At 65.0% G+C, this 21,646-nt stretch carries 23 protein-coding genes and 1 riboswitch; of the genes, 17 read left to right on the top strand and 6 right to left on the bottom strand.

The window, feature by feature from the left end; all coding sequences use genetic code 11:
• Nucleotides 1–283 precede the first annotated feature (283 nt).
• The 6 genes from ACVWZ4_RS20305 (at nt 284) to ACVWZ4_RS20280 (ending at nt 7,744) form a co-directional block, all read left to right on the top strand.
• On the top strand, nt 284–1,852 hold the full coding sequence (locus ACVWZ4_RS20305) for a DUF4403 family protein (protein WP_456741040.1): 1,569 nt from the start codon (nt 284–286) through the stop codon (nt 1,850–1,852).
• A gap of 131 nt (nt 1,853–1,983) precedes the next feature.
• Nucleotides 1,984–3,093: an ABC transporter ATP-binding protein gene (locus ACVWZ4_RS20300; protein ID WP_456741039.1), complete on the top strand. Its 1,110-nt coding sequence runs from the start codon at nt 1,984–1,986 to the stop codon at nt 3,091–3,093.
• A gap of 48 nt (nt 3,094–3,141) precedes the next feature.
• Complete coding sequence (locus ACVWZ4_RS20295) at nt 3,142–4,200, top strand: ABC transporter substrate-binding protein (RefSeq protein ID WP_456699082.1); 1,059 nt, start codon at nt 3,142–3,144, stop codon at nt 4,198–4,200.
• A 69-nt stretch (nt 4,201–4,269) separates the two neighbouring features.
• Complete coding sequence (locus tag ACVWZ4_RS20290; RefSeq protein ID WP_456699083.1) at nt 4,270–5,532, top strand: ABC transporter permease; 1,263 nt, start codon at nt 4,270–4,272, stop codon at nt 5,530–5,532.
• A complete protein-coding gene (locus ACVWZ4_RS20285; RefSeq protein WP_456699084.1) occupies nt 5,529–6,359 on the top strand; it encodes an ABC transporter permease in 831 nt (276 codons plus the stop codon). Before ACVWZ4_RS20290 ends, ACVWZ4_RS20285 begins: the two co-directional genes overlap by 4 nt.
• A gap of 176 nt (nt 6,360–6,535) precedes the next feature.
• A complete protein-coding gene (locus ACVWZ4_RS20280) occupies nt 6,536–7,744 on the top strand; it encodes an ABC transporter substrate-binding protein (protein ID WP_456699085.1) in 1,209 nt (402 codons plus the stop codon).
• 70 nt (nt 7,745–7,814) lie between these two features.
• Here the strand turns inward: ACVWZ4_RS20280 and ACVWZ4_RS20275 are convergent, their stop codons facing one another.
• Both ACVWZ4_RS20275 and ACVWZ4_RS20270 read right to left on the bottom strand, forming a co-directional pair.
• On the bottom strand, nt 7,815–8,342 hold the full coding sequence (locus ACVWZ4_RS20275) for a PRC-barrel domain-containing protein (RefSeq protein ID WP_456699086.1): 528 nt from the start codon (nt 8,340–8,342) through the stop codon (nt 7,815–7,817).
• 14 nt (nt 8,343–8,356) lie between these two features.
• Complete coding sequence (locus tag ACVWZ4_RS20270; protein WP_456790315.1) at nt 8,357–9,007, bottom strand: hypothetical protein; 651 nt, start codon at nt 9,005–9,007, stop codon at nt 8,357–8,359.
• Between the two features lie 42 nt (nt 9,008–9,049).
• Between ACVWZ4_RS20270 and ACVWZ4_RS20265 the strand changes: the two genes are divergently transcribed.
• Both ACVWZ4_RS20265 and ACVWZ4_RS20260 read left to right on the top strand, forming a co-directional pair.
• Nucleotides 9,050–9,790: a response regulator gene (locus tag ACVWZ4_RS20265; RefSeq protein WP_456741037.1), complete on the top strand. Its 741-nt coding sequence runs from the start codon at nt 9,050–9,052 to the stop codon at nt 9,788–9,790.
• A gap of 14 nt (nt 9,791–9,804) precedes the next feature.
• Nucleotides 9,805–11,130 (top strand): ATP-binding protein, encoded by a 1,326-nt coding sequence (locus tag ACVWZ4_RS20260; RefSeq protein ID WP_456763345.1) that lies wholly within the window; start codon nt 9,805–9,807, stop codon nt 11,128–11,130.
• 58 nt (nt 11,131–11,188) lie between these two features.
• On the opposite strand, the gene ACVWZ4_RS20255 is transcribed toward ACVWZ4_RS20260, so the two are convergent.
• Nucleotides 11,189–11,389, bottom strand: a complete 201-nt coding sequence (locus tag ACVWZ4_RS20255; RefSeq protein WP_456699090.1) for a hypothetical protein — start codon at nt 11,387–11,389, stop codon at nt 11,189–11,191.
• A gap of 224 nt (nt 11,390–11,613) precedes the next feature.
• On the opposite strand from ACVWZ4_RS20255, the gene ACVWZ4_RS20250 reads away from it, so the two are divergent.
• The 6 genes from ACVWZ4_RS20250 (at nt 11,614) to thiC (ending at nt 17,195) form a co-directional block, all read left to right on the top strand.
• Complete coding sequence (locus ACVWZ4_RS20250; protein ID WP_456736040.1) at nt 11,614–12,159, top strand: transglycosylase SLT domain-containing protein; 546 nt, start codon at nt 11,614–11,616, stop codon at nt 12,157–12,159.
• Nucleotides 12,160–12,236: 77 nt separating this feature from the next.
• A riboswitch (TPP riboswitch) is annotated at nt 12,237–12,380 on the top strand.
• The gene (locus ACVWZ4_RS20245; RefSeq protein ID WP_456741036.1) at nt 12,369–13,394 is read left to right on the top strand and encodes an FAD-dependent oxidoreductase; all 1,026 of its coding nucleotides are present in this window, start codon (nt 12,369–12,371) and stop codon (nt 13,392–13,394) included. It overlaps the preceding riboswitch by 12 nt.
• On the top strand, nt 13,385–13,582 hold the full coding sequence (gene thiS, locus ACVWZ4_RS20240) for a sulfur carrier protein ThiS (protein ID WP_456741035.1): 198 nt from the start codon (nt 13,385–13,387) through the stop codon (nt 13,580–13,582). Before ACVWZ4_RS20245 ends, thiS begins: the two co-directional genes overlap by 10 nt.
• Nucleotides 13,583–13,739: 157 nt before the next feature.
• Entirely contained in the window at nt 13,740–14,522 is a 783-nt protein-coding gene (locus ACVWZ4_RS20235; RefSeq protein WP_456741034.1) for a thiazole synthase, read from the top strand.
• The gene (locus tag ACVWZ4_RS20230; protein ID WP_456741033.1) at nt 14,509–15,135 is read left to right on the top strand and encodes a thiamine phosphate synthase; all 627 of its coding nucleotides are present in this window, start codon (nt 14,509–14,511) and stop codon (nt 15,133–15,135) included. The genes ACVWZ4_RS20235 and ACVWZ4_RS20230 overlap by 14 nt, the downstream gene beginning before the upstream one ends.
• 161 nt (nt 15,136–15,296) lie before the next feature.
• Nucleotides 15,297–17,195, top strand: coding sequence for a phosphomethylpyrimidine synthase ThiC (thiC, locus tag ACVWZ4_RS20225; RefSeq protein ID WP_456699095.1), 1,899 nt, complete (start codon nt 15,297–15,299; stop codon nt 17,193–17,195).
• 701 nt (nt 17,196–17,896) lie between these two features.
• Here thiC and ACVWZ4_RS20220 read toward each other — a convergent pair.
• Entirely contained in the window at nt 17,897–18,070 is a 174-nt protein-coding gene (locus ACVWZ4_RS20220) for a hypothetical protein (protein WP_456741032.1), read from the bottom strand.
• A gap of 151 nt (nt 18,071–18,221) precedes the next feature.
• Nucleotides 18,222–18,767: an HD domain-containing protein gene (locus tag ACVWZ4_RS20215; protein WP_456741031.1), complete on the bottom strand. Its 546-nt coding sequence runs from the start codon at nt 18,765–18,767 to the stop codon at nt 18,222–18,224.
• A 48-nt stretch (nt 18,768–18,815) separates the two neighbouring features.
• Here ACVWZ4_RS20215 and ACVWZ4_RS20210 point away from each other — a divergent pair, with 48 nt between their 5' ends.
• Nucleotides 18,816–19,334: a mismatch-specific DNA-glycosylase gene (locus tag ACVWZ4_RS20210; RefSeq protein ID WP_456699099.1), complete on the top strand. Its 519-nt coding sequence runs from the start codon at nt 18,816–18,818 to the stop codon at nt 19,332–19,334.
• A gap of 156 nt (nt 19,335–19,490) precedes the next feature.
• On the opposite strand, the gene ACVWZ4_RS20205 is transcribed toward ACVWZ4_RS20210, so the two are convergent.
• Complete coding sequence (locus ACVWZ4_RS20205) at nt 19,491–20,219, bottom strand: SDR family oxidoreductase (protein WP_456741030.1); 729 nt, start codon at nt 20,217–20,219, stop codon at nt 19,491–19,493.
• A gap of 220 nt (nt 20,220–20,439) precedes the next feature.
• Here ACVWZ4_RS20205 and ACVWZ4_RS20200 point away from each other — a divergent pair, with 220 nt between their 5' ends.
• Complete coding sequence (locus tag ACVWZ4_RS20200; RefSeq protein WP_456699101.1) at nt 20,440–20,832, top strand: hypothetical protein; 393 nt, start codon at nt 20,440–20,442, stop codon at nt 20,830–20,832.
• Between the two features lie 116 nt (nt 20,833–20,948).
• Nucleotides 20,949–21,644 carry a glutathione S-transferase family protein gene (locus ACVWZ4_RS20195; RefSeq protein ID WP_456741029.1) on the top strand — a complete coding sequence of 232 codons (696 nt, stop codon included), beginning with the start codon at nt 20,949–20,951 and terminating at the stop codon, nt 21,642–21,644.
• Nucleotides 21,645–21,646 lie beyond the last annotated feature (2 nt).

The raw sequence follows: 21,646 nt of genomic DNA, 5'->3' as shown, positions 1-21,646 counted from the left end.
TCCTCGCCAAATGACCGAAACCGGGCTGACCACGTCGCTCGATGGCGGCAAATATTAGGAAGCCCCGCGCTGGCATGACGGGCGGCTCTGGTTCGTCGACTGCCTGGCGCGGACGCTGCTGAGTATCGACCTAACAGGCGAATGCCGCACGCATGCGACGGGCTACCCCTGAGTGACGGGCTGCCGCCATTAACTCATCCGCCGCAATTCCACCCCATCCGTGCGCTCTAGCGCCCTGCTCGCCTGCCCTGTAAAATCCTCACCGCGGCGGCTTGGGGGATTGATGCGTCCGACACTGAACTTGAAGACTGTGCTGATCGCCATTGGCGTGCTCGCGGCGTCGTTCTTGATCAGCCTGAAGGCGATGGACCTGTTATCGCCGCGCGCGACCAATTCCGCGCCGCCGGTCGCAGAGCTGCCGCCGTTGCCGCCGGCGTCGAAAAGCTCGATCGTGGTGGCGCCGGTCACGATCGCGCTGTCGGCGATCCGCGAGCAGGCCGAGAAGGCCTCGCCGCGCAATTTCGCCGGCAAGGCCGAGAACCCGGCCTCGCAGATCCTGCAAGACGCCGATATCGGCTGGGCCGCCGCCCGCGGGCCGATGTCGGTGACAGGCGACAAGGACGTGCTGACGCTGTCGACCCCGATCACCGGCAAGCTGAACGTGACAGGATCGCTGTCGGGGAAGGCCACCGGCGCGCTCGGCGACGCGCTCGGCAGCGTGCTCGGCGGCGACGCGGCGAAACGGATCGGCGCGATCAACATCAAGAATTTGAACGCCAGCGCCGAGATCAAGGGCAACGTCGTCGTCACCTCGCGCCCGAAGCTCGCGGCCGCCTGGCATCTCGAGCCCAATATCGGCGCGCAGGTCAATCTCGGCGACACCAATCTCTCGGTCGCCGGCGCCAAGGTCAACGTGCCGGCCCAGGTGAAGCCGCTGATCGACAAGACGGTCAACGATCAGCTCAACGTCGTTGCCGAACGCATCCGCAACGACCCCAGCCTGCGCGAGAACGCGAGGGTGCAATGGGCCAAGGCCTGCCGCTCGATCCCGCTGCAAGGCAGCGGCTCCTCGGCGGCGCTGCCGCCGCTCTGGCTCGAGATGAAGCCCACCCGCGCGATCGCGGCGCAGCCCCGCGTCGACGCGCAGAACGTGACGCTGCTGCTGGGCCTCGAGGCCGAGACGCGCGTGACCTCGACCCAGACCAAGCCGGACTGCCCGTTCCCCGACAAGATCTCGATCGTGCCGCCGACCGGCACCGGCGTGAACATCGGCGTTCCCATCGACGTCCCCTTCACCGAGATCAACAAGCTGATCGCGGCGCAAATGGTCGGCCACACCTATCCCGAGGACGGCTCCGGTCCGGTCGAGGTCACCGTGAAGAGCGTCAACGTCGTACCGTCAGGCGATCGGCTCTTGATCTCGCTGCTGGTGCGCGCCAAGGAGAAGAAGAGCTGGCTCGGGCTCGGCGCCGAGGCGACCGTGCACATCTGGGGCCGGCCGATGCTCGACCAGGAGCAGCAGACGCTGCGGCTCGCCGACATCCAGCTCGCGGTGGAATCCGAAGCAGCGTTCGGCCTGTTAGGGGCCGCCGCCCGCGCGGTGGTGCCGCAGATGCAGCAGGCGCTGGTGCAGAAGGCGACGCTCGATCTGAAGCCGATCGCCGCCAACGCGCGCGAGAAGATCGCGGCCGTCATCGCCGACTTCCAGAAGAGCGAGGACGGCGTCAGGGTCGAAGCCGTCATCAGCAGTCTCACGCTGGCCGACATCGCCTTCGATTCCAAGACGCTGCGCGTGGTCGCGGAAGCCGGCGGCACGCTGAATGTGGCCGTGACGAAGCTGTCGGGGATGTAGTGCAGTTCGATGCACGGAATCCGCGCGGCCCGTTATCGCTTGCGCCGCTGGCATTCTCGTTGGAGGATGCTAAGCTGATCGTCGTAACCTCGAACGAGGTGCTCACAGCTTTTTAGGGGACACTGCGGGACATGGAAGCCGGCATCGTCACATCTGCGCCGGCATTGGTGCGCTTTTCCGGCATTCAGAAAACCTACGATGGCGAGCACCTCGTGGTGAAGAACCTCGATCTCGACATCAGGAAGGGCGAGTTCATCACCCTGCTCGGCCCGTCGGGCTCGGGCAAGACGACCACGCTGATGATGCTGGCGGGCTTCGAGGTCCCCACCCGGGGCGAGATCTATCTCGCGGACCGGCCGATCAAGAACGTGCCGCCCCACAAGCGCGACATCGGCATGGTATTCCAGAACTATGCCCTGTTTCCGCATCTGACGATCGCGGAGAATATCGCTTTCCCGCTCTCCGTGCGCAACACGAGCAAGGCCGAAACGCAGGACCGCGTCAGCGCGGCGTTGCGCATGATCAAGATGGAAACCCTGGCGCAGCGGCGGCCCGGGCAGCTCTCCGGCGGCCAGCAGCAGCGCGTGGCACTCGCCCGCGCGCTGGTTTTCAATCCGCAGCTGGTGCTGATGGACGAGCCGCTCGGCGCGCTGGACAAGCGCCTGCGCGAGCAGATGCAGCTCGAGATCAAGCAGCTGCACGAGACGATGGGCATCACAATCGTCTACGTCACCCACGACCAGAGCGAAGCGCTCACCATGTCGGACCGCATCGCCGTGTTCAACGACGGCATCGTCCAGCAGATCGACAGGCCAGACGCGCTCTATGAGCATCCGGTGAACAGCTTCGTCGCCCACTTCATCGGCGAGAACAACGTGCTGACAGGCACCGTCGAGACCGTCGACAAGCAATATTGCCGCGTCGCCCTTGATGGTGGCGGGGCCGTGACTGCGCGGGCCGTCAATGTCCCGGGCGCGGGCGCATTGACCTCGCTGTCAGTGCGGCCGGAGCGGATCAACATTGTCCCTGATGGCAGCTCCAGCGACGGAGCGAACCGGCTGCCGGCCAGGGTGCAGAACACCATCTATCTCGGCGACCACGCGCTCGCCGTGCTCGACGTCGCGGGGAATGCCGAGTTCATGGTCAAGGTTCAGCCGGGCGCGCATGACCGCCTGAGACCCGGCGAGACCATATTCATCACTTTCCGCCCCGAGGACTGCCTGGCCCTCGATCCCGTCTGATCCATCCATCAACCTCAACGCAACGCATATGAAGAAGGAACAAACACCATGCTGAAGCGCAAGATTGGCAAGATTGCTCTGGGTTTCGCCGCGGCGTTCAGCGCCAGCGCTGCGCTGGCTCCGATCGCGCAGGCGCGCGACCTCACCGTCGTCTCGTGGGGCGGCGCGTATCAGGACGCCCAGAAGAAGGTCTATTTCGAGCCGTTCAAGAAGGCATCGGGCATTCCGATGAACGACGAGTCCTGGGATGGCGGCGTCGGCGTGCTGCGCGCCAAGGTGCAGGGCGGCGCCGCCACCTGGGATCTCGTCCAGGTCGAGAGCGACGAGCTTGCGGTCGGCTGCGAGGAAGGCCTGTACGAGAAGCTGGATTATTCCAAGATCGGCGGCGAGGCCGCCTACATTCCGCCGGCGGTCAATCCCTGCGGTGTCGGCGCCATCCTCTATGATTTTGTGCTCGGCTACGACAAGGACAAGCTGAAGGACGCACCGAAGGGCTGGGCGGACTTCTTCGACACCAAGAAAGTCCCGGGCAAGCGCGGCCTGCGTCAGGGCCCGAAGACGACACTCGAGATCGCCCTGATGGCCGACGGCGTCGCACCGAAGGACGTCTACAAGGTGCTGGCGACCGACGAGGGCGTCGACCGCGCGTTCAAGAAGCTCGACACCATCAAGGGCGACATCGTCTGGTGGAAGGCCGGCGCGCAGCCGCCGCAACTGCTCGCCTCCGGCGAGGTGGCGATGACCTCGGTCTACAATGGCCGCATCGACACCGCGAACAAGAACGAGAAGAAGAATTTCGGCATGGTGTGGGACGGCGCCCTCTTCACCATCGACAGCTGGGTGATCCTGAAGGGCAGCCCGAACAAGGACGCGGCTTACAAGTTCCTGGACTTCGCAGGCAAGGCGGAGAACCAGTCGAAATTGTCGGAGAACATCGCCTATGGCACGTCGAACAAGGACGCAGCCGGCCTGTTGCCGGCCGCCGTTCTGAAGGACCTGCCGACCGCGCCTGACAACATCAAGAACGCAGTCGAGATCAACGTGGCCTTCTGGCTCGAGAACATCGACAAGCTGACCGAGCGCTTCAACAAATGGGCCGCGAAGTAGCGCGGCCGCGTGGCCCAGGCGAAGAAGCGCGCTCCTTCGCCTGGGCCTCTTGCCTGAAATGATCACCGCATGACAGTAGCGTCCCTGACCGCCACCGATGCCGGGACTAGCGTGCCGCTCAAGCGCCGCCTCAAGCGGGCGGAGCGCGCGCGCCAGTTCAAGGCCCTCGCACTGGTCGTGCCCCTGCTGCTGTTTCTGCTGTTCACCTTCGCCGGACCCATCGCCGGCATGCTGTGGCACGCGGTCGATGACCGCGAGGTGCGGCAGGTTCTGCCGCAAACGGTCGCGGCTCTCGCCAGCTGGGACGGCAAGGATCTGCCGGACGAAAAGACCTATGCGGCCCTGGCAAGCGACATCCAGGCCGCCCGCGCCGCCGGCACCGTTGCGATCGCGGCCAAGCGGCTCAACTACGCCCAAAACGGTTTTCGCACCATCCTCACCAGCACGGCGCGCAATCTGAAGACAATGCCGGAGCCGGGCACGGCCAAGGAGACGCTGGGCAAGATCAACGCAGCCTGGCGCGACCGCGCTACCTGGACGACGATCAAGGGGGCCAGTGGCCCGGTGACCGGCTTCTATCTGCTGGCGGCGCTCGACCTTGTCAGGAACGTCGACGGCGCGATCGTCGCGGCCCCGCCGGATCAGGCAATCTACCGCGAGGTTTTCGCCCGCACCTTCCTCATCAGCCTCGGTGTCACGGCGCTGTGCCTGATCCTCGGCTTTCCGGTCGCCTATTTGCTGGCGACGCTGCCGCCGGGGCGGTCAAACCTGTTGATGATCTTCGTACTGCTGCCGTTCTGGACCTCGCTTCTGGTCCGGACCTGCGCCTGGATCGTGCTGTTGCAAAGCAAGGGCGTCGTCAACGACAGCCTGCACTGGCTTGGCATCATCGATGAGCCGTTGCGCCTGATCTACAACCGCTTCGGCGTCTGCGTGGCCATGACCCACGTTCTCCTGCCATTCATGATCCTGCCGCTCTACAGCAGCATGAAGGCGATCTCGCCGGCCTATATGCGCGCCGCAGCCTCGCTCGGTGCGCCACCCCTCACCGCCTTCCTGCGGATCTACCTGCCGCAGACGCTGCCCGGCATCGGCGCGGGGAGCCTGCTCGTCTTCATCCTGGCGCTCGGCTACTACATCACGCCGGCCCTCGTCGGCGGCGCAGCCGACCAGATGATCAGCTACTTCATCGCGCTCTACACCACCGAAACAGCCAATTGGGGCCTTGCTTCGGCGTTGGGCGCGGTGCTGCTGCTCGCCACAGTTCTGCTCGCGCTCGTCTACGGCAAGCTGGTGCAGGGCCAGCAGGTCACGGGAGGAATGAAGAATTGAGCGACACCGCTTCCCTCCGCACGCCCAGCCAGCGCATCGCCTGGACCGCGACGATCTTGATCTCCACGCTGGTGTTCATTTTCCTGATCACGCCGATCCTTGCGATCATGCCGCTGTCCTTCAGCTCCGGTTCGTACCTCACCTATCCGCTGCCGGGCCTCTCCTTGCGCTGGTACGACGACTTCATCAGCTCGCCGCGCTGGATGAATTCGTTGAAGAACAGCATGATCATCGGCGTCGCCTCGACCGCGCTGTCGATGGTGCTCGGCACGCTCGCAGCCCTTGGGCTCGCGCAATGGAAGAGCCGGTTCAAACCGCTGGTGCTGGCTTTCGTGCTGTCGCCGGTCGTCGTGCCCGGTGTCATCACCGCGGTCGGTCTCTATTTCTTCTTCGCGCCGATCGGACTGACCGGCAGCTATCTCGGCCTGATCCTGGCTCACACCGCGCTCGCCACGCCCTTCGTGGTGATCACGGTCGGCGCCACGTTGCAAAGCTTCGACACCAACCTGGCGCGTGCCGCCGCCTCGCTCGGCGCCTCGCCCCTCGAAGCGTTCCGCCGCGTGATCCTGCCGCTGATCCTGCCGGGCCTCGCCTCAGGCGCACTGTTCGCCTTCGCGACCAGCTTCGACGAGGTGGTGATCGTGCTGTTCATGGCGGGACCGGAGCAGCGCACCTTGCCACGCGAAATGTTCAGCGGCATCCGTGAAAACATCAGCCCGACCATCACGGCCGCGGCGGTGATTTTGACGACGGTCTCGGTCATCCTGCTTGCCACATTGGAAGGCCTGCGCCGGCGCAACGAGAGGCTCAGGAGTGGCGAAGGCTGAACGGGAGGCGCCGCTACTCGCTCTCCCGCTTGCAGCGAGAGGCGAAGGGAACACCGTGGCTCTCTCCTTATTTCCTAGCCCTCCGCATGCCTCCCTGCCTTTGCCCGCGCGACCGTTTCTCGCTACAACGGTCCCCGCAAACAAGCCCCGAACAACAACGCTGAGGGAGAAACGACATGCAAAAACTCATCGCCGCGGTCACGGCCGGCTTCGCCATCGCCGCCACCTGCGGCACGGCGCAGGCGCAGATTTCCGATAACGTCGTCAAGCTCGGCGTGCTCACCGACATGTCGAGCCTTTATGCCGACGCGACCGGCAAGGGCTCGCTCGCCGCTGTCGAGATGGCGGTGGCGGATTACGGCGGCAAGGTCGCAGGCGTGCCGATCGAGATCGTGTCCGCCGATCACCAGAACAAGCCCGACGTCGGCGTCAACATCGCCCGCAACTGGTACGACAACGACAAGGTGGACGCGGTCATGGACGTGCCGACGTCCTCGGTGGCGCTGCCGATCTCGGCGCTGACGCGCGAGAAGAACAAGATCAACATCAATTCCGGCGGCGGCTCCTCCGACATCACCGGCGTGGCCTGCTCACCCAACACGGTGCACTGGACCTACGACACCTATGCGTTGTCGAACGTCGCCGGCAAGGCGATGGTGAAGCGCGGCGAGGATACCTGGTTCTTCATCACCGCCGACTACGCCTTCGGCATGGCGCTCGAGCGCGACGCGGCCAACGTCGTCAAGGAGAGCGGTGGCAAGGTGCTCGGCGACGTCCGGCATCCGCTCAATTCCTCGGACTTCTCCTCCTTCCTGCTCCAGGCCCAGGCCTCCAAGGCCAAGGTGGTCGCGCTGGCGGATGCCGGCGGCGACACCACCAATGCGCTGAAGCAGGCGGCCGAGTTCGGTCTCACGCAAGGCGGACAGAAGATGATCGCGCTGCTGCTGGAAATCACCGACGTCCACTCCCTCGGCATCAAGGCAACCCAGGGCCTGATCGTCACGGACGCGTTCTACTGGGACAGGGATGACGAGACGCGCGCCTTCTCGAAGCGCTTCAACGACAAGGTCGGCCACATGCCGACCATGATCCAGGCCGGCCTCTATTCAGCGACCATGCACTATCTGAAGGCGATCGAAGCCATCAAGACCGATGAAGCGCCGAAGGTGATGGAGCAGATGCGCAAGACGCCGGTCAACGACTTCTTCGCCAAGAACGGCAAGATCCGCATCGACGGCCGCATGGTCCACGACATGTATCTGTTCGAGGTGAAGAAGCCGGAAGAGTCCAAGGGCGACTGGGATCTCTACAAGCTGATCGCCACCGTCCCCGGCGACGAAGCCTTCCGCCCGCTCGACAAAGGCGGCTGCCCGCTGGTGAAGTGAGAAAAAGACACGACAGCGCGCCCGGTGACGAACCGGGCGCGCTTCGCTTTAGGCACTCACGTGATCCTATTTACTCCGAGTACTTGAACTCGGGCATGTTCTTCAGCTGGTCCTTTGTCGCGTTGAACACGGCGTGATCAGGATACCACTTGGACGATGAGCTGCTCGTGGTGGTCGCCGTCTTTTCGGTGCCGGTCGCAGCACCGGTGGTCGTGGTCGCAGCCGGCTTGGCGTTCGGGTTCGTCGTGGTGCTGGTTGAGGCCACGGCCTCATTGACGAATTTCAGCTTCTCATAGGGCACGGCGACGAGATGCTCGCCCATGCCGAGGAAGCCACCGACGCCGATCACGGCGATCTTGACGTTGCCGCTCTTGTCCATCAGCAGATCGTTGATCGAGCCGATGTTCTCGTTGGCATCGTTATAGACCTTGATGCCGTCCATCTTCGATGTACGCCATTCACCGGACGTACTCGTCGCCGGGGTGGTCGCGGTCGAAGCGGTGGGCGCCTTGTCGGTGGTGGAGGGATTTTGCGCAAACGCAACGGTCGCAAGCAAAGCGGTGCCGGCAAGGCCGGCGGCGATTGATTTGATCAACATTGTTGTCCTCTCCTTCAGCAGAAAACTTGTGCGGAGAGAACAGCCACGGCCACGCCCAGTTCCTCGCGTGCGGCAATTTCGTTGCCCCATCCGTTGCATGCTCGCGGCGGTGCGGCGCGAAGAAAGTTCCTGCTCAGGAACGTGGGGACGACGGTTCCCCGCCGACGATCATGCGCCCTGGGATGAAGCATGTTCGCGGCGAGGAACGCGCCGACCGGGGTCGCGCAGGTCAGCTCCTGGCGTCGATCAGCAGCGCCGAAAAATCCGAACTGTTCGACGAGCCCGTCGCGCTGCCATTGGCGCCGTAGGACGAGCGCGAATGATTGCGACTGCTGCAGCGCCTGGAGAACCTGCTCGAGGATCTTGGCCGTGCTGCCGTCGGTGGAGTTGCTGCTCGTCGGATCCGTCGACGACGAATCCGAAGAGCCGTCATCCGACGGCGGCGGACCGGGGGGCGGGCCGCCCGCCCCGCCGGGGCGCTTGGCGAAGGCGGGTGTTGGCTGGCGGAGGCCGCTGAAATCGAAGTCATGATGGCACGGTGGCTTTTGCGGGTTTCGTACGCGACTGCGCCACGCTATGGTTAACGGGCTTAACGCGACCTTGCCGTGCGGAGACGCTCGTTTGCGGGGTGTTGCGGAGATGAGGCCGGAAACAAACTGAAACAAAAATCTTCGCCTTTTGGCCCGAATCTTGGACAAACAAGGCCCATGGCCGTTCCCTCTCCCAACATCCTGGTCGTCGAGGACGACCGCGAAACCCGGACGTTGATCGCGAAATATCTGCGCAACAACGCCTGCAACGTCACCGCCGTGAGTGACGGCCGCGAGATGTCGCGTGCCATGGCCGACCACCGCGTCGATCTCATCATCCTCGACGTCATGCTGCCCGGCGAGGACGGTCTCAGCCTGTGCCGCAAGGTGCGCTCGGAAGCACAGACGCCGATCATCATGCTGACCGCGCGCGGCGAGGACGTCGACCGCATCGTCGGCCTCGAGATGGGCGCCGACGATTATTTGCCGAAACCGTTCAACCCGCGCGAGCTGCTCGCCCGCATCAACGCCGTGCTGCGGCGCCAGGCCTCCGCCCGGGCCGCAAGCTCGATCGAGGGCGCATCCACGCTCGCCTTCGAAGGCTGGCGCATCGATTTGCGCCTGCGCGAGCTGCGCAATCCGGAAGGCGCACGCGTCGCCGTGACCAGCGCCGAGTTCGACCTGCTGCGGACCTTCTGCGAGCGTCCCGGCCGCGTGCTGTCGCGCGACAGCCTGCTCGACCTGACCCAGGGCCGCAGCACCGGCGCGTTCGAGCGCTCCATCGACGTGCTGGTCAGCCGCATCCGCCGCAAGATCGAGCCCAATCCGGCCGACCCCACCATCATCAAGACGGTGCGCTCCGGCGGTTATCTGTTTACGCCCAGAACGGAAGCGGTTACGACGCCCCCGAGCAACTGAGGGGGATTTGGACGATGAAGCCGTTCGGGTTCTTCCACCTCAAGGGCATCAGCGGCCAGATTGCCGCGCTGGTGCTGGCTTCGACCGTCACGCTGCATCTCGTCGTCACCACCGCGTTCCTGATGAGCCGGCCCGACCATGCCGACACGCCGCCCGACGGCGCGCATCAGCTGACCGATGCAGCGCTGCTGCTCGGCTCGGCCAGGCCGGACGACCGACCGCGCCTGATCGCGGATCTCGCGCGCGCCTTCCCGAAGCTCGATCTGGAGACGCACGCGCCCGGCACGGCTGACGTGATCGAGGACGGCGACAGCCAGCACCTGCACGGGCTGCGTCGCCATCTCGGCCGAGGCTACAAGGTGGTGCAGCTCGCGCCCCGGGGCGGCGCCCGTCGCATCGGCGTGCAATTGCCTGACGGCACCGTGATCGCGGGCCATGTCGAGAGCAGTCAGCGTCCGTGGTTCTGGGGCGCGCCGTGGCTGATCACGTTGATGACCGCCTTCATCTGCATCAGCGTGCTCGGCCTGTGGGCGGCGCGCGCGCTGGCGACGCCCTTGTCGTCCTTTGCCAAGGCGGCCGAGAATTTCAGCCTGGACGGCGAGGCAGATCCGCTGCCCGAGCGCGGCCCCGAGGAGATCCGCTCCGTCGCCCGCGCGCTCAACCGCATGCATGAGCGGATCGCACGGCTGATGTCGGATCGCACCAAGATGCTGGCCGCGATCAGCCACGATCTGCGCACACCGATCACGCGGCTGCGCCTGCGCGCCGAGTTCATCGAGGACGAGAGCAACCGCAAGCGCATGCTGATCGACCTCGACCAGATGCGCTCGATGCTGGAAAGCGTGCTGTCGCTCTTGCGCAACGACCGCAAGATCGAAGCGATCACGCTGGTCGATATCGCCAGCACGCTGCAGCTCATTGCCGACCAGTTCGGCGACATGGGCCACGTCGTGCACTATGACGGCCCTTCATCGGCGACGGCCGCCGCGCGCCCCGACGATCTGCATCGCGGCGTCACCAATCTGGTCGAGAACGCCGTGCGCTTCGGCGCCGAGGTGACGATCCGCCTCGACGTATCAGACACCAGGCTCGTCATCGACGTCGAGGACGACGGCCCCGGCATTTCGGACGCGCGCAAGCACGAGATGCTGGAGCCGTTCGTGCGCGGCGACGACGCGCGCACGATGGACGATTCCACCGGCTTCGGCCTCGGCCTGTCGATCGCGCGCGCGATCGCGCTCGCCCATGGCGGCGAGCTGTCGCTGCACGACGGCCAGCCGCACGGGCTGATCGTGCGGATGCAATTGCCTGTTCGGCAGCAGCCGCGGCTGGCTGCGTAGGCATGATCGGGAAAGCGTGAAGCGGCTTTCCGGAACGATCATGCCCTCTTAAGGCAACTCAGGCTGCGAGCGGCGGATATTCGACGGCGGGCTCGTCGTAGATCGCGATGGCCTCGAACCGATAGTTGCAGGCGTGGCATGTCCAGAGATAGGACACTCGCCCTTCGCCCTGCTCGATCCAGTCGGGTTGCGCGATCGGCGCGCCGCATTGTGCGCACGGGTTCTGCGTGGGGATGTCGCCGATTTCTGCTCGGGTCATGGACGTCCTCCCGAATGCTGCTTAGGGATTTTTGGGCGAATGCAGGAATGGACAGACCTGCTGTCGCGTCCTGCACTCCGCCGGCGCTGAACCTAACCCAGGTTTGAGTCGTAAAAACGACGGCTCGGCGAAAATCACCGCTGGCGGCGTTTCGCCACATCATCGCCGTGTTCCCACGGCCTAAAGCGCATGGGTGCAGGTCCGTTCGGCTGAGGAACATTTAAATGAAAATCTTACGCGTCGCCGCCTTCATTGCGGCCGGACTGGTGTCGCCGCAAGCCGCATTCGCAGGCCAGGCCGAATACGCCGAGATGGTCGCGATGCATGCGCACGCCAACGGCGTGCCGGAGGCGCTGGTGCATCGCGTCATCATGCGCGAGAGCCGCTATCAGCCGGGCCTGGTCGGCCATGGCGGCACCATCGGGCTGATGCAGATCAAGCTCGCGACCGCCCGCGGCCTCGGCTACACCGGCGATGCCGCCGGCCTGCGCGACCCCAACACCAATCTCACCTATGCGGTGAAATATCTCGCGGGCGCCTACCACGCCGCCAATGGCGACCACGACCGCGCCGTGCGCTATTTCGCGGGCGGCTATTACTACGCTGCAAAGCGTCAGCGGCAGGAGATGGTGCAACAGGCGAGCTTCGAGACGAGCAACCAGGCCTGGCTCGAGCCCAATGGCAATCCGCAGCCGATGTTCGGCACCGTGCCGCACCGGAAGCTCGCCGATCACCTCCGCAACGCGCGGGCGCAGGCGCCCAACCGCTAGCCACCGTCATGGCCGGGACGAGCCCGGGCATGACGACCGATAACGCGTTGACACAGGCCCCCACAAGCCTACATTAGAGCCGTTCCGAGGGGTGCTCCGAGGAGGAGCTGAGATACCGCTAAACGGGCAAGCCTGCACTTCAGCAAGCCTGCCCAGGACCGCGGTGACCCTTTGAACCTGATCCGGGTCATGCCGGCGAAGGGACAGGGATGTTACAGACGACCAAGCGAGCGGATTCACCGGTATCCATCATCGGCGCAGGCATTGCGGGCGCGTGGCAGGCGCTGTTGTTCGCGCAGGCCGGCCATGCCGTGACGCTCCACGAGCGCGGTGACGCCGCCATGGCCGGTTCCACCAGCCATTGGGCGGGCGGCATGCTCGCGCCCTATTGCGAGGCGGAGGTCGCCGAACCCGTCATTTCCAGGCTCGGCCTGCGCTCGCTCGACATCTGGCGGCGCGAGCTGCCGGATACGCCCTTCAACGGCTCGCTGGTCGTCGCCCATCCGCGCGAGCGCAACGACTTCGAGCGCTTTGCCCGGATGACCGAGGGGCACCGCCGGCTTGATGCCGCAGGCCTTGCCGCGCTCGAGCCGTCGCTGGAGGGCCGCTTCCGCGATGCGTTGTTCTTCCCGACCGAGGGTCATGTCGAGCCGCGCCGCGTGCTGCCGAAACTGCACGCGCGCATCGTCGCCGCCGGCGGCACCATCAGGTTCGGCAGCGATGTCAGCGCGAACGATCTCGCCAACCTTGATCCCGAAGGCCTGGTGATCGACTGCCGCGGCCTGTCCGCGCGCGACGAGCAAAGCGAGCTGCGCGGCGTCAAGGGCGAGATGATCCTGATCGAGACCAGCGAGGTGCAGCTGGCGCGCCCGGTCCGCCTGATCCATCCGCGCTGGCCGCTCTACGTGATCCCGCGCGAGGACAATCTGTTCATGCTGGGCGCGACCTCGATCGAGACCGAGGATACCGGCGTCAGCGTCCGCTCCGCGCTGGAGCTCTTGGGCGCGGCTTATGCCGTGCATCCGGCGTTCGGCGAGGCGCGCATCGTCGAATTCGGCTCGGGCCTGCGCCCGGCATATCCGGACAATTTGCCGCGCATCGGCGTGCGCGGCGGCAAGATCAGCGTCAACGGGCTCTACCGCCACGGCTTCCTGCTTGCCCCCGCGCTTGCCGAGCTGACGCTCGCCCATGTCGAGCGCGGCCAGATCGACAATGAGGTGATGCAATGCGCGTGATCGTGAATGGTGAGCAGCGGGAGATAAGCTCGGCCAGCGTCGACGCGCTGCTCTCGGAGCTCAACTACGAGGGCACCCATTTCGCCATCGCGCTGAATTACGACGTCGTGCCGAAAAGCCGCTGGGCCGAGACCCACCTCAAGGCCGGCGACGAGATCGAGATCATCACGCCGCGGCAGGGAGGGTGAGGAAGATGCAGCTCGCGCCCCACACTCAGCTGTCATCGCCCGGCTTGACCGGGCGATCCAGTACGCCGCGGCTTCGCGATTCCAGCCGCGCCGCCGCGGAGTACTGGATCCCCGCTTTCGCGGGGATGACACTGTCATTCAAGGAGACACCTCGGACATGGTGACCTTCTACGGCAAAACCTTCGCCTCCCGCCTGCTGATCGGCAGCGCGCTCTATCCCTCGCCCGCGATCATGCAGGACGCGATCCGCGCGTCGGGCTCGAACATCGTCACGGTGTCGCTGCGGCGCGAATCCGCCGGCGGCAAGGCCGGGGACGCGTTCTGGAAGCTCATCCGCGAGCTCGACGTATCAGTGCTGCCGAACACCGCCGGCTGCCGCAGCGTGCGCGAGGCCGTGACCACCGCCAAGCTCGCGCGTGAATTGTTCGGCACGACCTGGATCAAGCTCGAAGTCATCGCCGACAACGACACGCTGCAGCCTGAGGTCATCGGCCTCGTCGAAGCCGCCACCATCCTGATCAAGGACGGCTTTGAAGTGTTCCCCTATTGCACCGAAGACCTCTCGGTCGCGAACCGGCTGGTCGATGCCGGCTGCAAAGTCGTCATGCCCTGGGCAGCTCCCATCGGCAGCGCCAAGGGCATCATCAACCGCGATGCGCTGAAGCTGCTGCGCGAGCGGCTGCCCGACATCACGCTCGTGGTCGACGCCGGCATTGGCGCGCCGAGCCACGCCGCCGAAGCGCTCGAGCTCGGCTACGACGCCGTGCTGCTCAACACCGCGATCGCCAAGGCCGCCGATCCCGTCGCCATGGCGAAAGCCTTCCGCCTCGGCTGTGAGGCCGGCCGCACCGCCTTTGAGGCTGGGCTGATGAACGCCCGCGACTTCGCCTCCCCCTCCACCCCTGTCGTTGGGACCCCGTTCTGGCATGCCGTATCCTGATCGCAACGCGTATCCTGATCGCTTCTACCCCGTCGTCGACAGCCTCCCCTGGGTCGAGCGCCTGACCAAGCTCGGCGTCGGCACCATCCAGCTGCGCGCGAAAAATCTCGACGACGCGCACGCCTTGCAGATCGTCACCGACGCGCTGGCGATCACGCAAGGCACGCAGGCCAAGCTGGTGGTGAACGACTATTGGCGCGCCGCGATCGTCGCCGGCGCAAAATATCTGCATCTCGGCCAGGAGGATCTCGCCGACGCAGACCTCGAGGCCATCCGCGAGGCCGGCCTGTCGCTCGGCATCTCCACCCATGACGACGAGGAGCTCGCGACCGCGCTGAAGGCAAAACCGGACTACGTCGCGCTCGGTCCGATCTTCTTCACCACGCTGAAATCGATGCGTTTCGAACCGCAGGGCATTCCGAAGATCACGGAATGGAAGAAGCGCATCGGCGACATCCCGCTGGTCGCGATCGGCGGCATCAAGTTCGAGCACGCCGCGGAGATCTTTGCCGCGGGCGCGGATTCCATCGCGGTGGTCAGCGACGTCACCCAGAACGCCGACCCCGATGCCCGCGTACGGCAGTGGCTCGGCCAGGCTACGGAGGCGGCATGATGCATGTCCGTCCCCATTTGATCCGTCACCCTGAGGTGGCCGCTTCTTCAGCGGCCCTCGAAGGGCGACGGCCCGGCTCTTTCATCCTTCGAGGCACGCAAGTGCGCGCACCTCAGGATGACGAGAGCGACAGCATTCATACCAATTAGAAGGAGGATCCCATGAACATCCGCTCCAATCCCGACAAGACCGTCCCCGCCGTCACCACCGGCCCGCTTCCCTCCTCGCGAAAAATCTTCGCCTCGCCCGACGCCGCGCCCGATCTGCGCGTGCCGCTGCGCGAGATCATCCTGTCGGAAGGTGCCGGCGAGCCGAACCTGCCGGTTTACGACACCTCGGGCCCCTACACCGATCCATCCGTGACCATCGACGTGAACGCCGGCCTTCCCCGCAACCGCAAGCAGTGGGTACTGGAGCGCGGCGGCGTCGAGGAATATGAGGGCCGGCAGATCAAGCCGGAGGACAATGGCAGCGTCTCCACCGACAACGCCGCGCGCGCGTTCAGCGCCTATCACAAGCCCTTGCGCGGCCTCGACGGCCACAAGATCACGCAGCTCGAATTCGCCCGCGCCGGCATCATCACCAAGGAGATGATCTACGTCGCCGCACGCGAGAACCTCGGCCGCAAGCAGCAGCTCGAGCGCGCCGAAGCCGCGCTGGCCGATGGCGAGAGCTTCGGCGCCGCGGTGCCCGCCTTCATCACGCCGGAGTTCGTGCGCTCAGAGATCGCGCGCGGCCGCGCCATCATCCCCTCCAACATCAACCACTCCGAGCTCGAGCCGATGATCATCGGCCGCAACTTCCTGACCAAGATCAACGCCAATATCGGCAACTCGGCGGTGACCTCGTCGGTCGAGGAAGAGGTCGAGAAGATGGTGTGGGCGATCCGCTGGGGCGCCGACACCGTGATGGACCTCTCGACGGGGCGCAACATCCACACCACCCGCGAATGGATTTTGCGCAACGCGCCCGTGCCGATCGGCACGGTGCCGATCTACCAGGCCCTGGAGAAGTGCAACGGCGATCCCGTGAAGCTGACCTGGGAGCTCTACAAGGACACGCTGATCGAGCAGTGCGAGCAGGGCGTCGATTATTTCACCATCCACGCCGGTGTCCGCCTGCAATACATCCACCTCACCGCCAGCCGCGTCACCGGCATCGTCAGCCGCGGCGGTTCGATCATGGCGAAGTGGTGCCTGGCGCATCACAAGGAAAGCTTCCTCTACACGCATTTCGACGAGATCTGCGACCTCATGCGCAAGTATGACGTCTCGTTCTCGCTCGGCGACGGCCTGCGTCCCGGCTCGATCGCGGACGCGAATGACCGCGCGCAATTTGCCGAACTCGAAACGCTCGGCGAATTGACCAAGATCGCATGGGACAAGGGCTGCCAGGTCATGATCGAAGGCCCCGGCCACGTGCCGATGCACAAGATCAAGATCAACATGGACAAGCAGCTGAAGGAGTGCGGCGAAGCGCCGTTCTACACGTTGGGACCGCTGACCACCGACATCGCGCCGGGCTATGACCACATCACCTCGGGCATCGGTGCGGCGATGATCGGCTGGTTCGGCTGCGCCATGCTGTGCTACGTCACGCCGAAGGAGCATCTCGGCCTGCCCGATCGCAACGACGTCAAGACCGGGGTCATCACCTACAAGATCGCGGCCCACGCCAGCGATCTCGCCAAGGGCCACCCCGCCGCGCAACTGCGCGACGACGCCCTCTCCCGCGCGAGATTCGAATTCCGCTGGACCGACCAGTTCAACCTCGGCCTCGACCCCGATACCGCAAAAAGCTTCCACGACGAAACCCTGCCGAAGGAAGCCCACAAGGTCGCGCATTTCTGCTCGATGTGCGGCCCGAAATTCTGCTCGATGAAGATCACGCAGGACGTGCGCGACTACGCGGCGACGCTCAACGATCCGAACAGCGTGGGCATGTCGATGGCCGGCACCGCCGAAGACGGCATGGCCAAGATGAGCGCGAAGTTCAAGGAGATGGGCGAGAGCTTGTATCTCGATGCGGAGAAGGTGAAAGAGAGCAATCGGGTGTTGTGAGGGGAACTCTGCACTTACTCAAACCGAGGTCGGGCTGACAGCCCGACCTCTTTTACGAGTACTATTGCTTACACCAACGTAAATCATGTTTTGATCCACGCTACGCCGCTCAGCTCAGCGCCGCCAATTCACGCGCGAGATTGGCGCGGGCGCGGCGGTCGTATGTGGCGGCGAAGCTGGAGTCGGGATAGATGACCGGGCGGGCGGCGAACCGGCGCAACACCGCTGGCGCCGGCATAGGCGTCGCAGCGCGCCGGCTCCGCGCCCAGCTCGTAGGGTGGGTTAGCGTAGCGTAACCCACCACTTTGCATCCAAGGCCAGTCTAGACGTGGTGGGTTACGCCTTGCGCCCTCGCGCGTTGAAAGTCCATGCGTGTGGGCGGCTAACCCACCCTACGCAGCTACGCGGCTCAGCTCAGCGCCGCCAATTCACGCGCGAGATTGGCGCGGGCGCGTCGGTCGTATGTGGCGGCGAAGCTGGAGTCGGGATAGATGACCGGGCGGGCGGCGAACCGGCGCAACACCGCTGGCGCCGGCATAGGCGTCGCAGCGCGCCGGCTCGGCGCCCAGCTCGTAGGGTGGGTTAGCGTAGCGTAACCCACCATCTTGCATTCAAAGCCTCTCTAGACATGGTGGGTTACGCCTTGCGCCGTCGCATGTTGAACGACCAAATTTGTGGGCGGCTAACCCACCCTACGCAGCTCAGATCAACGCTGCCAACTCACGCGCGAGATTGGCGCGGGCGCGGCGGTCGTATGTGGCGGCGAAGCTGGAGTCGGGATAGATGACCGGGCGGGCGGCGAACCGGCGCAACACCGCGGCGCGGCCGGCGCGATAGTCGGCGTCGGATGAACTCCTGCCGGATGGCGGCGGCATAGGCGCCCAGTCCGTAGGATGGGTTAGCGTAGCGTATCCCACCATCTTGCATTCAAAGCCTCTCTAGACATGGTGGGTTTACGCCTTGCGCCGTCGCGCGTTGAAAGTCCATGCGTGTGGGCGGCTAACCCACCCTACGCAGCTACGCGGCTCAGCTCAGCGCCGCCAATTCACGCGCGAGATTGGCGCGGGCGCGGCGGTCGTATGTGGCGGCGAAGCTGGAGTCGGGATAGATGACCGGGCGGGCGGCGAACCGGCGCAACACCGCGGCGCGGCCGGCGCGATAGTCGGCGTCGCTGACATGGATGAACTCCTGCCGGATGGCGGCGGCATAGGCGTCGTAGCGCGCCGGCTCCGCGCCCAGGATGCCGAGGTCGATCGAGATCAGGATGGCCCCAAGGCGATCGTCGGCCTTCACCTCGTGCGTCCGCGTCAGGCGGATCAGGCGGCCGACCTCGCTGCTGATGTCGGCGCGCACGTGCCGTTCGGCCAGTTGTGCGCTGAGCTCTTCGTTGTCGAAGCGGGTCGGATCGTAGACGACATCGTGCCACCAGATCGCCTCGGACAAAATCTCGCGCTCGCTCGCCGAGAGGCCCTCGATTTGCGCGAGCACGGCGAGGCAGTCCTCGATATGTGCGAGGTTGTGGTAATGGCGGCCGGGTGCCGCATAGGCGGCGGCCAGTGCTTGGCGGTCCATCGCCGAGGTATAGGATGAATGCTGCGGAGATGGTAGCCATGGCTCAAGATGTCCGATAGCGATCTGCACCGCCTCCCCGACCAGCTCCGCGAAAATCTGCGCCTCGTCTTCGTCGGCACCGCCGCGTCGACGCGTTCGGCCGAGCTCGGGCACTACTACGCCCATCCCGGCAATCGCTTCTGGCGCGCGATCCACGAGGCCGGCATCACGCCGCGGCGCTATCAGCCAAGCGAGTTCGCCGCGCTGATCGAGCTCGGGATCGGCTTCACCGATCTCTCCAAATCGGGCGCGGGGATGGATCATCAGATCGCACCTGACACGATCGACGTATCCGGCTTCAGGGCAAAGATGAAGACGTACCAGCCGCGGACGATTGCGTTCACGAGCAAGAAGGCAGCGAGCTTGTTTTACGGCCGGGCGTCAGCTGCGATTTCGCTGGGGCGGCAGGTGCGCGATGCGAGCTTGCCGGAGATCTTCGTGCTGCCGTCGCCATCGGGGGCGGCGTCGGGACATTGGACGCTGGAGCCGTGGCGGGAGCTTGCGAGGTGGATTGGTTCTGATTCGTAGGGTGGGTTAGCTGCGCGGAAGCGCGAAGCGCGGGCCGCGCGGCGTAACCCACCGCTTCTGTCGCCGCGGAAACATACGTGGTGGGTTACGCCTTGCATTTTTCGCCTGATTCACGATCGCGCTTGCGGGCGGCTAACCCACCCTACGAGCCCGCGCCTACAAATCGAAGTTCGTCGGCATCATCACGACGTCGCGGATGGTCATGCCGCGCGGGCGCGTCAGCATGAACATCACGACTTCAGCCACTTCGCTGGCCTCCAGCAGGCTGCCCGAGTCCCTCGCGTCCTGCAGCTTCTCGGCCGGCCAGTCCGCGAGCAGCGCGGTGACGACCGGGCCGGGCGAGATCGAGCCGACGCGGATGCCGTGCTTGAAGACCTGGCGCCGCACGGTCTGGACGAAGCAGTTGATCGCCCATTTCGACGACGCGTAGACCGGCTCCCATGGCGTCGGAAAATGCGCCGCCAGCGAACTCGTGACGATGATGTCGCCGGTCCGGCGCGCGATCATGTGCGGCAGCACGTCGTGCACGTTCTTCATTACGACGTTGACATTCAGGTTCAGCATCCGGTCGATCGCCGTCACGTCGGCATCGACCAGATCGCCGCCGACATAGCTGCCTGCATTCGCATGCAGGATATCGAGCTGCCCTGCCCTTTCCAGGACGCGCGGGAGCAGCGTTGCGCAATCCCCGGGATCCAGGAGGTCGATAACCAGCGGCATCACGGCCTCGCCGTGCTTGTCGCAGAGCGCGTTGAGAGCCGCCTCATCGCGGTCGACCATCACCACGCGCGCGCCGGCGGCCAACATCGCCTCGGTGCTCGCGAGCCCGATGCCCGACGCGGCCCCGGTCACGGCGGCAATCTTGCCTTCCAATTGTCTTGCCATGAGATCACCATCCTGCTGAGGTCAGACAGTATAGCGATCTCAAACGAATTGGCGACGCGGATCACCGGCTTCGTAAGGCCGGTCAGGCCTTCTCCGATCGATCGACGTCGCACGCAGAGACTTGCAAGCGCCTCACGGCAGCGATACGACTTCGAGAGGAAGCACAGAGTGGTCCGGCCGGGCCTCACCCGGCGCGCATATGTCGAGGAAGCCGCCGCAAATGAGCGACGATCTCTCCGGTGTCTGGGACGGCACGTACATCCAGCCCGGCACGGGAATGGTCACGTTCACGGCGACGCTGGTCGAGGCCGGCGGTGCGCTGAGCGGCAGCGTGACCGAGCCCTGCTCGAACCCGCGCTGCCCGCTGCGTACCCACAGCGCCTCGATTACTGGCCATCGCTCAGGCCACGCCGTGTCGTTCGTCAAGCGCTACGAGCCGCCGGGTTACGGCTTCGACATCGTCCAGTACGACGGCATCATGAATGGAGAGGCGACCGAGATCGACGGTCGCTGGCGGCTGCCCGGCACCTCAGGCTCGTTCCTGATGATCCGCTCCAGCAAGCGCGCGCAGGCTGCCACCACCGATGACAAGGCCAAGCTGTCAGCGCGCTGAGAGCGAGATGAGATTGATTGAACCGATGTGAGCCGTGGACTTGGATCACCTCCTCCCGGAGGGAGAGGTGTTCAAGAGGCGGCCGGCTTGATTGATATGCGCAAAGAGGTGCCATCATGCTGACCCTCTATTCCTACCCGCAATTGTTCGGCGTCGCCGACAACAACGGCTACGGGCTCAAGGTCTACGCCTTCCTGAAACTGTCGGGCGTTCCGTTCGTGCATGAGCATGTGTTCGATGCCTCCGCGGCTCCGCGCGGGCAACTTCCCTATGTCGTCGACGACGGCGAGACCATCGGCGACAGCGAGACGATCATTGCGCATGCGATCGCCAGATATCACCTCACCATCGACGCCGCGCTGTCGCCGGCGCAGCGCCGCACCCATCATCTCGTCACGCGCATGCTGGATGATCTCTACTGGGTGATGTCCTATTCGCGCTGGAAGGACGAGCGCTATTATCCGGCATTTCGCGACGGCTTCATTGCGCAGCATCCGCAGATCGACGTAGATGGATTCGAGAAGGCGAAGGCCTACAACGCGCAGCGTTATCATTATCAGGGCATCGGCCGCTACACGCCGGAGCAGGCCTATGCGCGCGGGCTTGCCGATTTACAGGTACTCGCCGAGATCGTTCCGGCGACCGGTTTCGTCGATGGTGAGCGGCCGACCAGCTGCGATGCCGGCATCTACGGCTTCATCGCGAACATCCATTATTTTCCGATCCCGACGCCGCTGAAGGCGTTCGTCGAAGCGCAGAAGAACCTCGTCACGCATTGCGAGCGGGTTCATGCAATGGTGGGGGGAAAGTAGTT

The sequence above is a fragment of the Bradyrhizobium sp. USDA 4472 genome (assembly GCF_054058595.1).
This window is presented reverse-complemented; position numbering and strand designations above follow the sequence as displayed.

Coding starts and splice junctions, on each gene's coding strand:
- ACVWZ4_RS20210 (WP_456699099.1), top strand. CDS start 18,816: ATGTCCGATAGCGATCTGCACCGCCTCCCCGACCAGCTCCGCGAAAAT.
- ACVWZ4_RS20300 (WP_456741039.1), top strand. CDS start 1,984: ATGGAAGCCGGCATCGTCACATCTGCGCCGGCATTGGTGCGCTTTTCC.
- ACVWZ4_RS20220 (WP_456741032.1), bottom strand. CDS start 18,070: ATGCCGCCGCCATCCGGCAGGAGTTCATCCGACGCCGACTATCGCGCC.
- ACVWZ4_RS20230 (WP_456741033.1), top strand. CDS start 14,509: ATGCCGTATCCTGATCGCAACGCGTATCCTGATCGCTTCTACCCCGTC.
- ACVWZ4_RS20245 (WP_456741036.1), top strand. CDS start 12,369: ATGTTACAGACGACCAAGCGAGCGGATTCACCGGTATCCATCATCGGC.
- ACVWZ4_RS20265 (WP_456741037.1), top strand. CDS start 9,050: ATGGCCGTTCCCTCTCCCAACATCCTGGTCGTCGAGGACGACCGCGAA.
- ACVWZ4_RS20200 (WP_456699101.1), top strand. CDS start 20,440: ATGAGCGACGATCTCTCCGGTGTCTGGGACGGCACGTACATCCAGCCC.
- ACVWZ4_RS20255 (WP_456699090.1), bottom strand. CDS start 11,389: ATGACCCGAGCAGAAATCGGCGACATCCCCACGCAGAACCCGTGCGCA.
- ACVWZ4_RS20205 (WP_456741030.1), bottom strand. CDS start 20,219: ATGGCAAGACAATTGGAAGGCAAGATTGCCGCCGTGACCGGGGCCGCG.
- ACVWZ4_RS20275 (WP_456699086.1), bottom strand. CDS start 8,342: ATGTTGATCAAATCAATCGCCGCCGGCCTTGCCGGCACCGCTTTGCTT.
- ACVWZ4_RS20235 (WP_456741034.1), top strand. CDS start 13,740: ATGGTGACCTTCTACGGCAAAACCTTCGCCTCCCGCCTGCTGATCGGC.
- ACVWZ4_RS20195 (WP_456741029.1), top strand. CDS start 20,949: ATGCTGACCCTCTATTCCTACCCGCAATTGTTCGGCGTCGCCGACAAC.
- ACVWZ4_RS20305 (WP_456741040.1), top strand. CDS start 284: ATGCGTCCGACACTGAACTTGAAGACTGTGCTGATCGCCATTGGCGTG.
- thiC (WP_456699095.1), top strand. CDS start 15,297: ATGAACATCCGCTCCAATCCCGACAAGACCGTCCCCGCCGTCACCACC.
- ACVWZ4_RS20290 (WP_456699083.1), top strand. CDS start 4,270: ATGACAGTAGCGTCCCTGACCGCCACCGATGCCGGGACTAGCGTGCCG.
- ACVWZ4_RS20280 (WP_456699085.1), top strand. CDS start 6,536: ATGCAAAAACTCATCGCCGCGGTCACGGCCGGCTTCGCCATCGCCGCC.
- thiS (WP_456741035.1), top strand. CDS start 13,385: ATGCGCGTGATCGTGAATGGTGAGCAGCGGGAGATAAGCTCGGCCAGC.
- ACVWZ4_RS20260 (WP_456763345.1), top strand. CDS start 9,805: ATGAAGCCGTTCGGGTTCTTCCACCTCAAGGGCATCAGCGGCCAGATT.
- ACVWZ4_RS20250 (WP_456736040.1), top strand. CDS start 11,614: ATGAAAATCTTACGCGTCGCCGCCTTCATTGCGGCCGGACTGGTGTCG.
- ACVWZ4_RS20215 (WP_456741031.1), bottom strand. CDS start 18,767: ATGGACCGCCAAGCACTGGCCGCCGCCTATGCGGCACCCGGCCGCCAT.
- ACVWZ4_RS20295 (WP_456699082.1), top strand. CDS start 3,142: ATGCTGAAGCGCAAGATTGGCAAGATTGCTCTGGGTTTCGCCGCGGCG.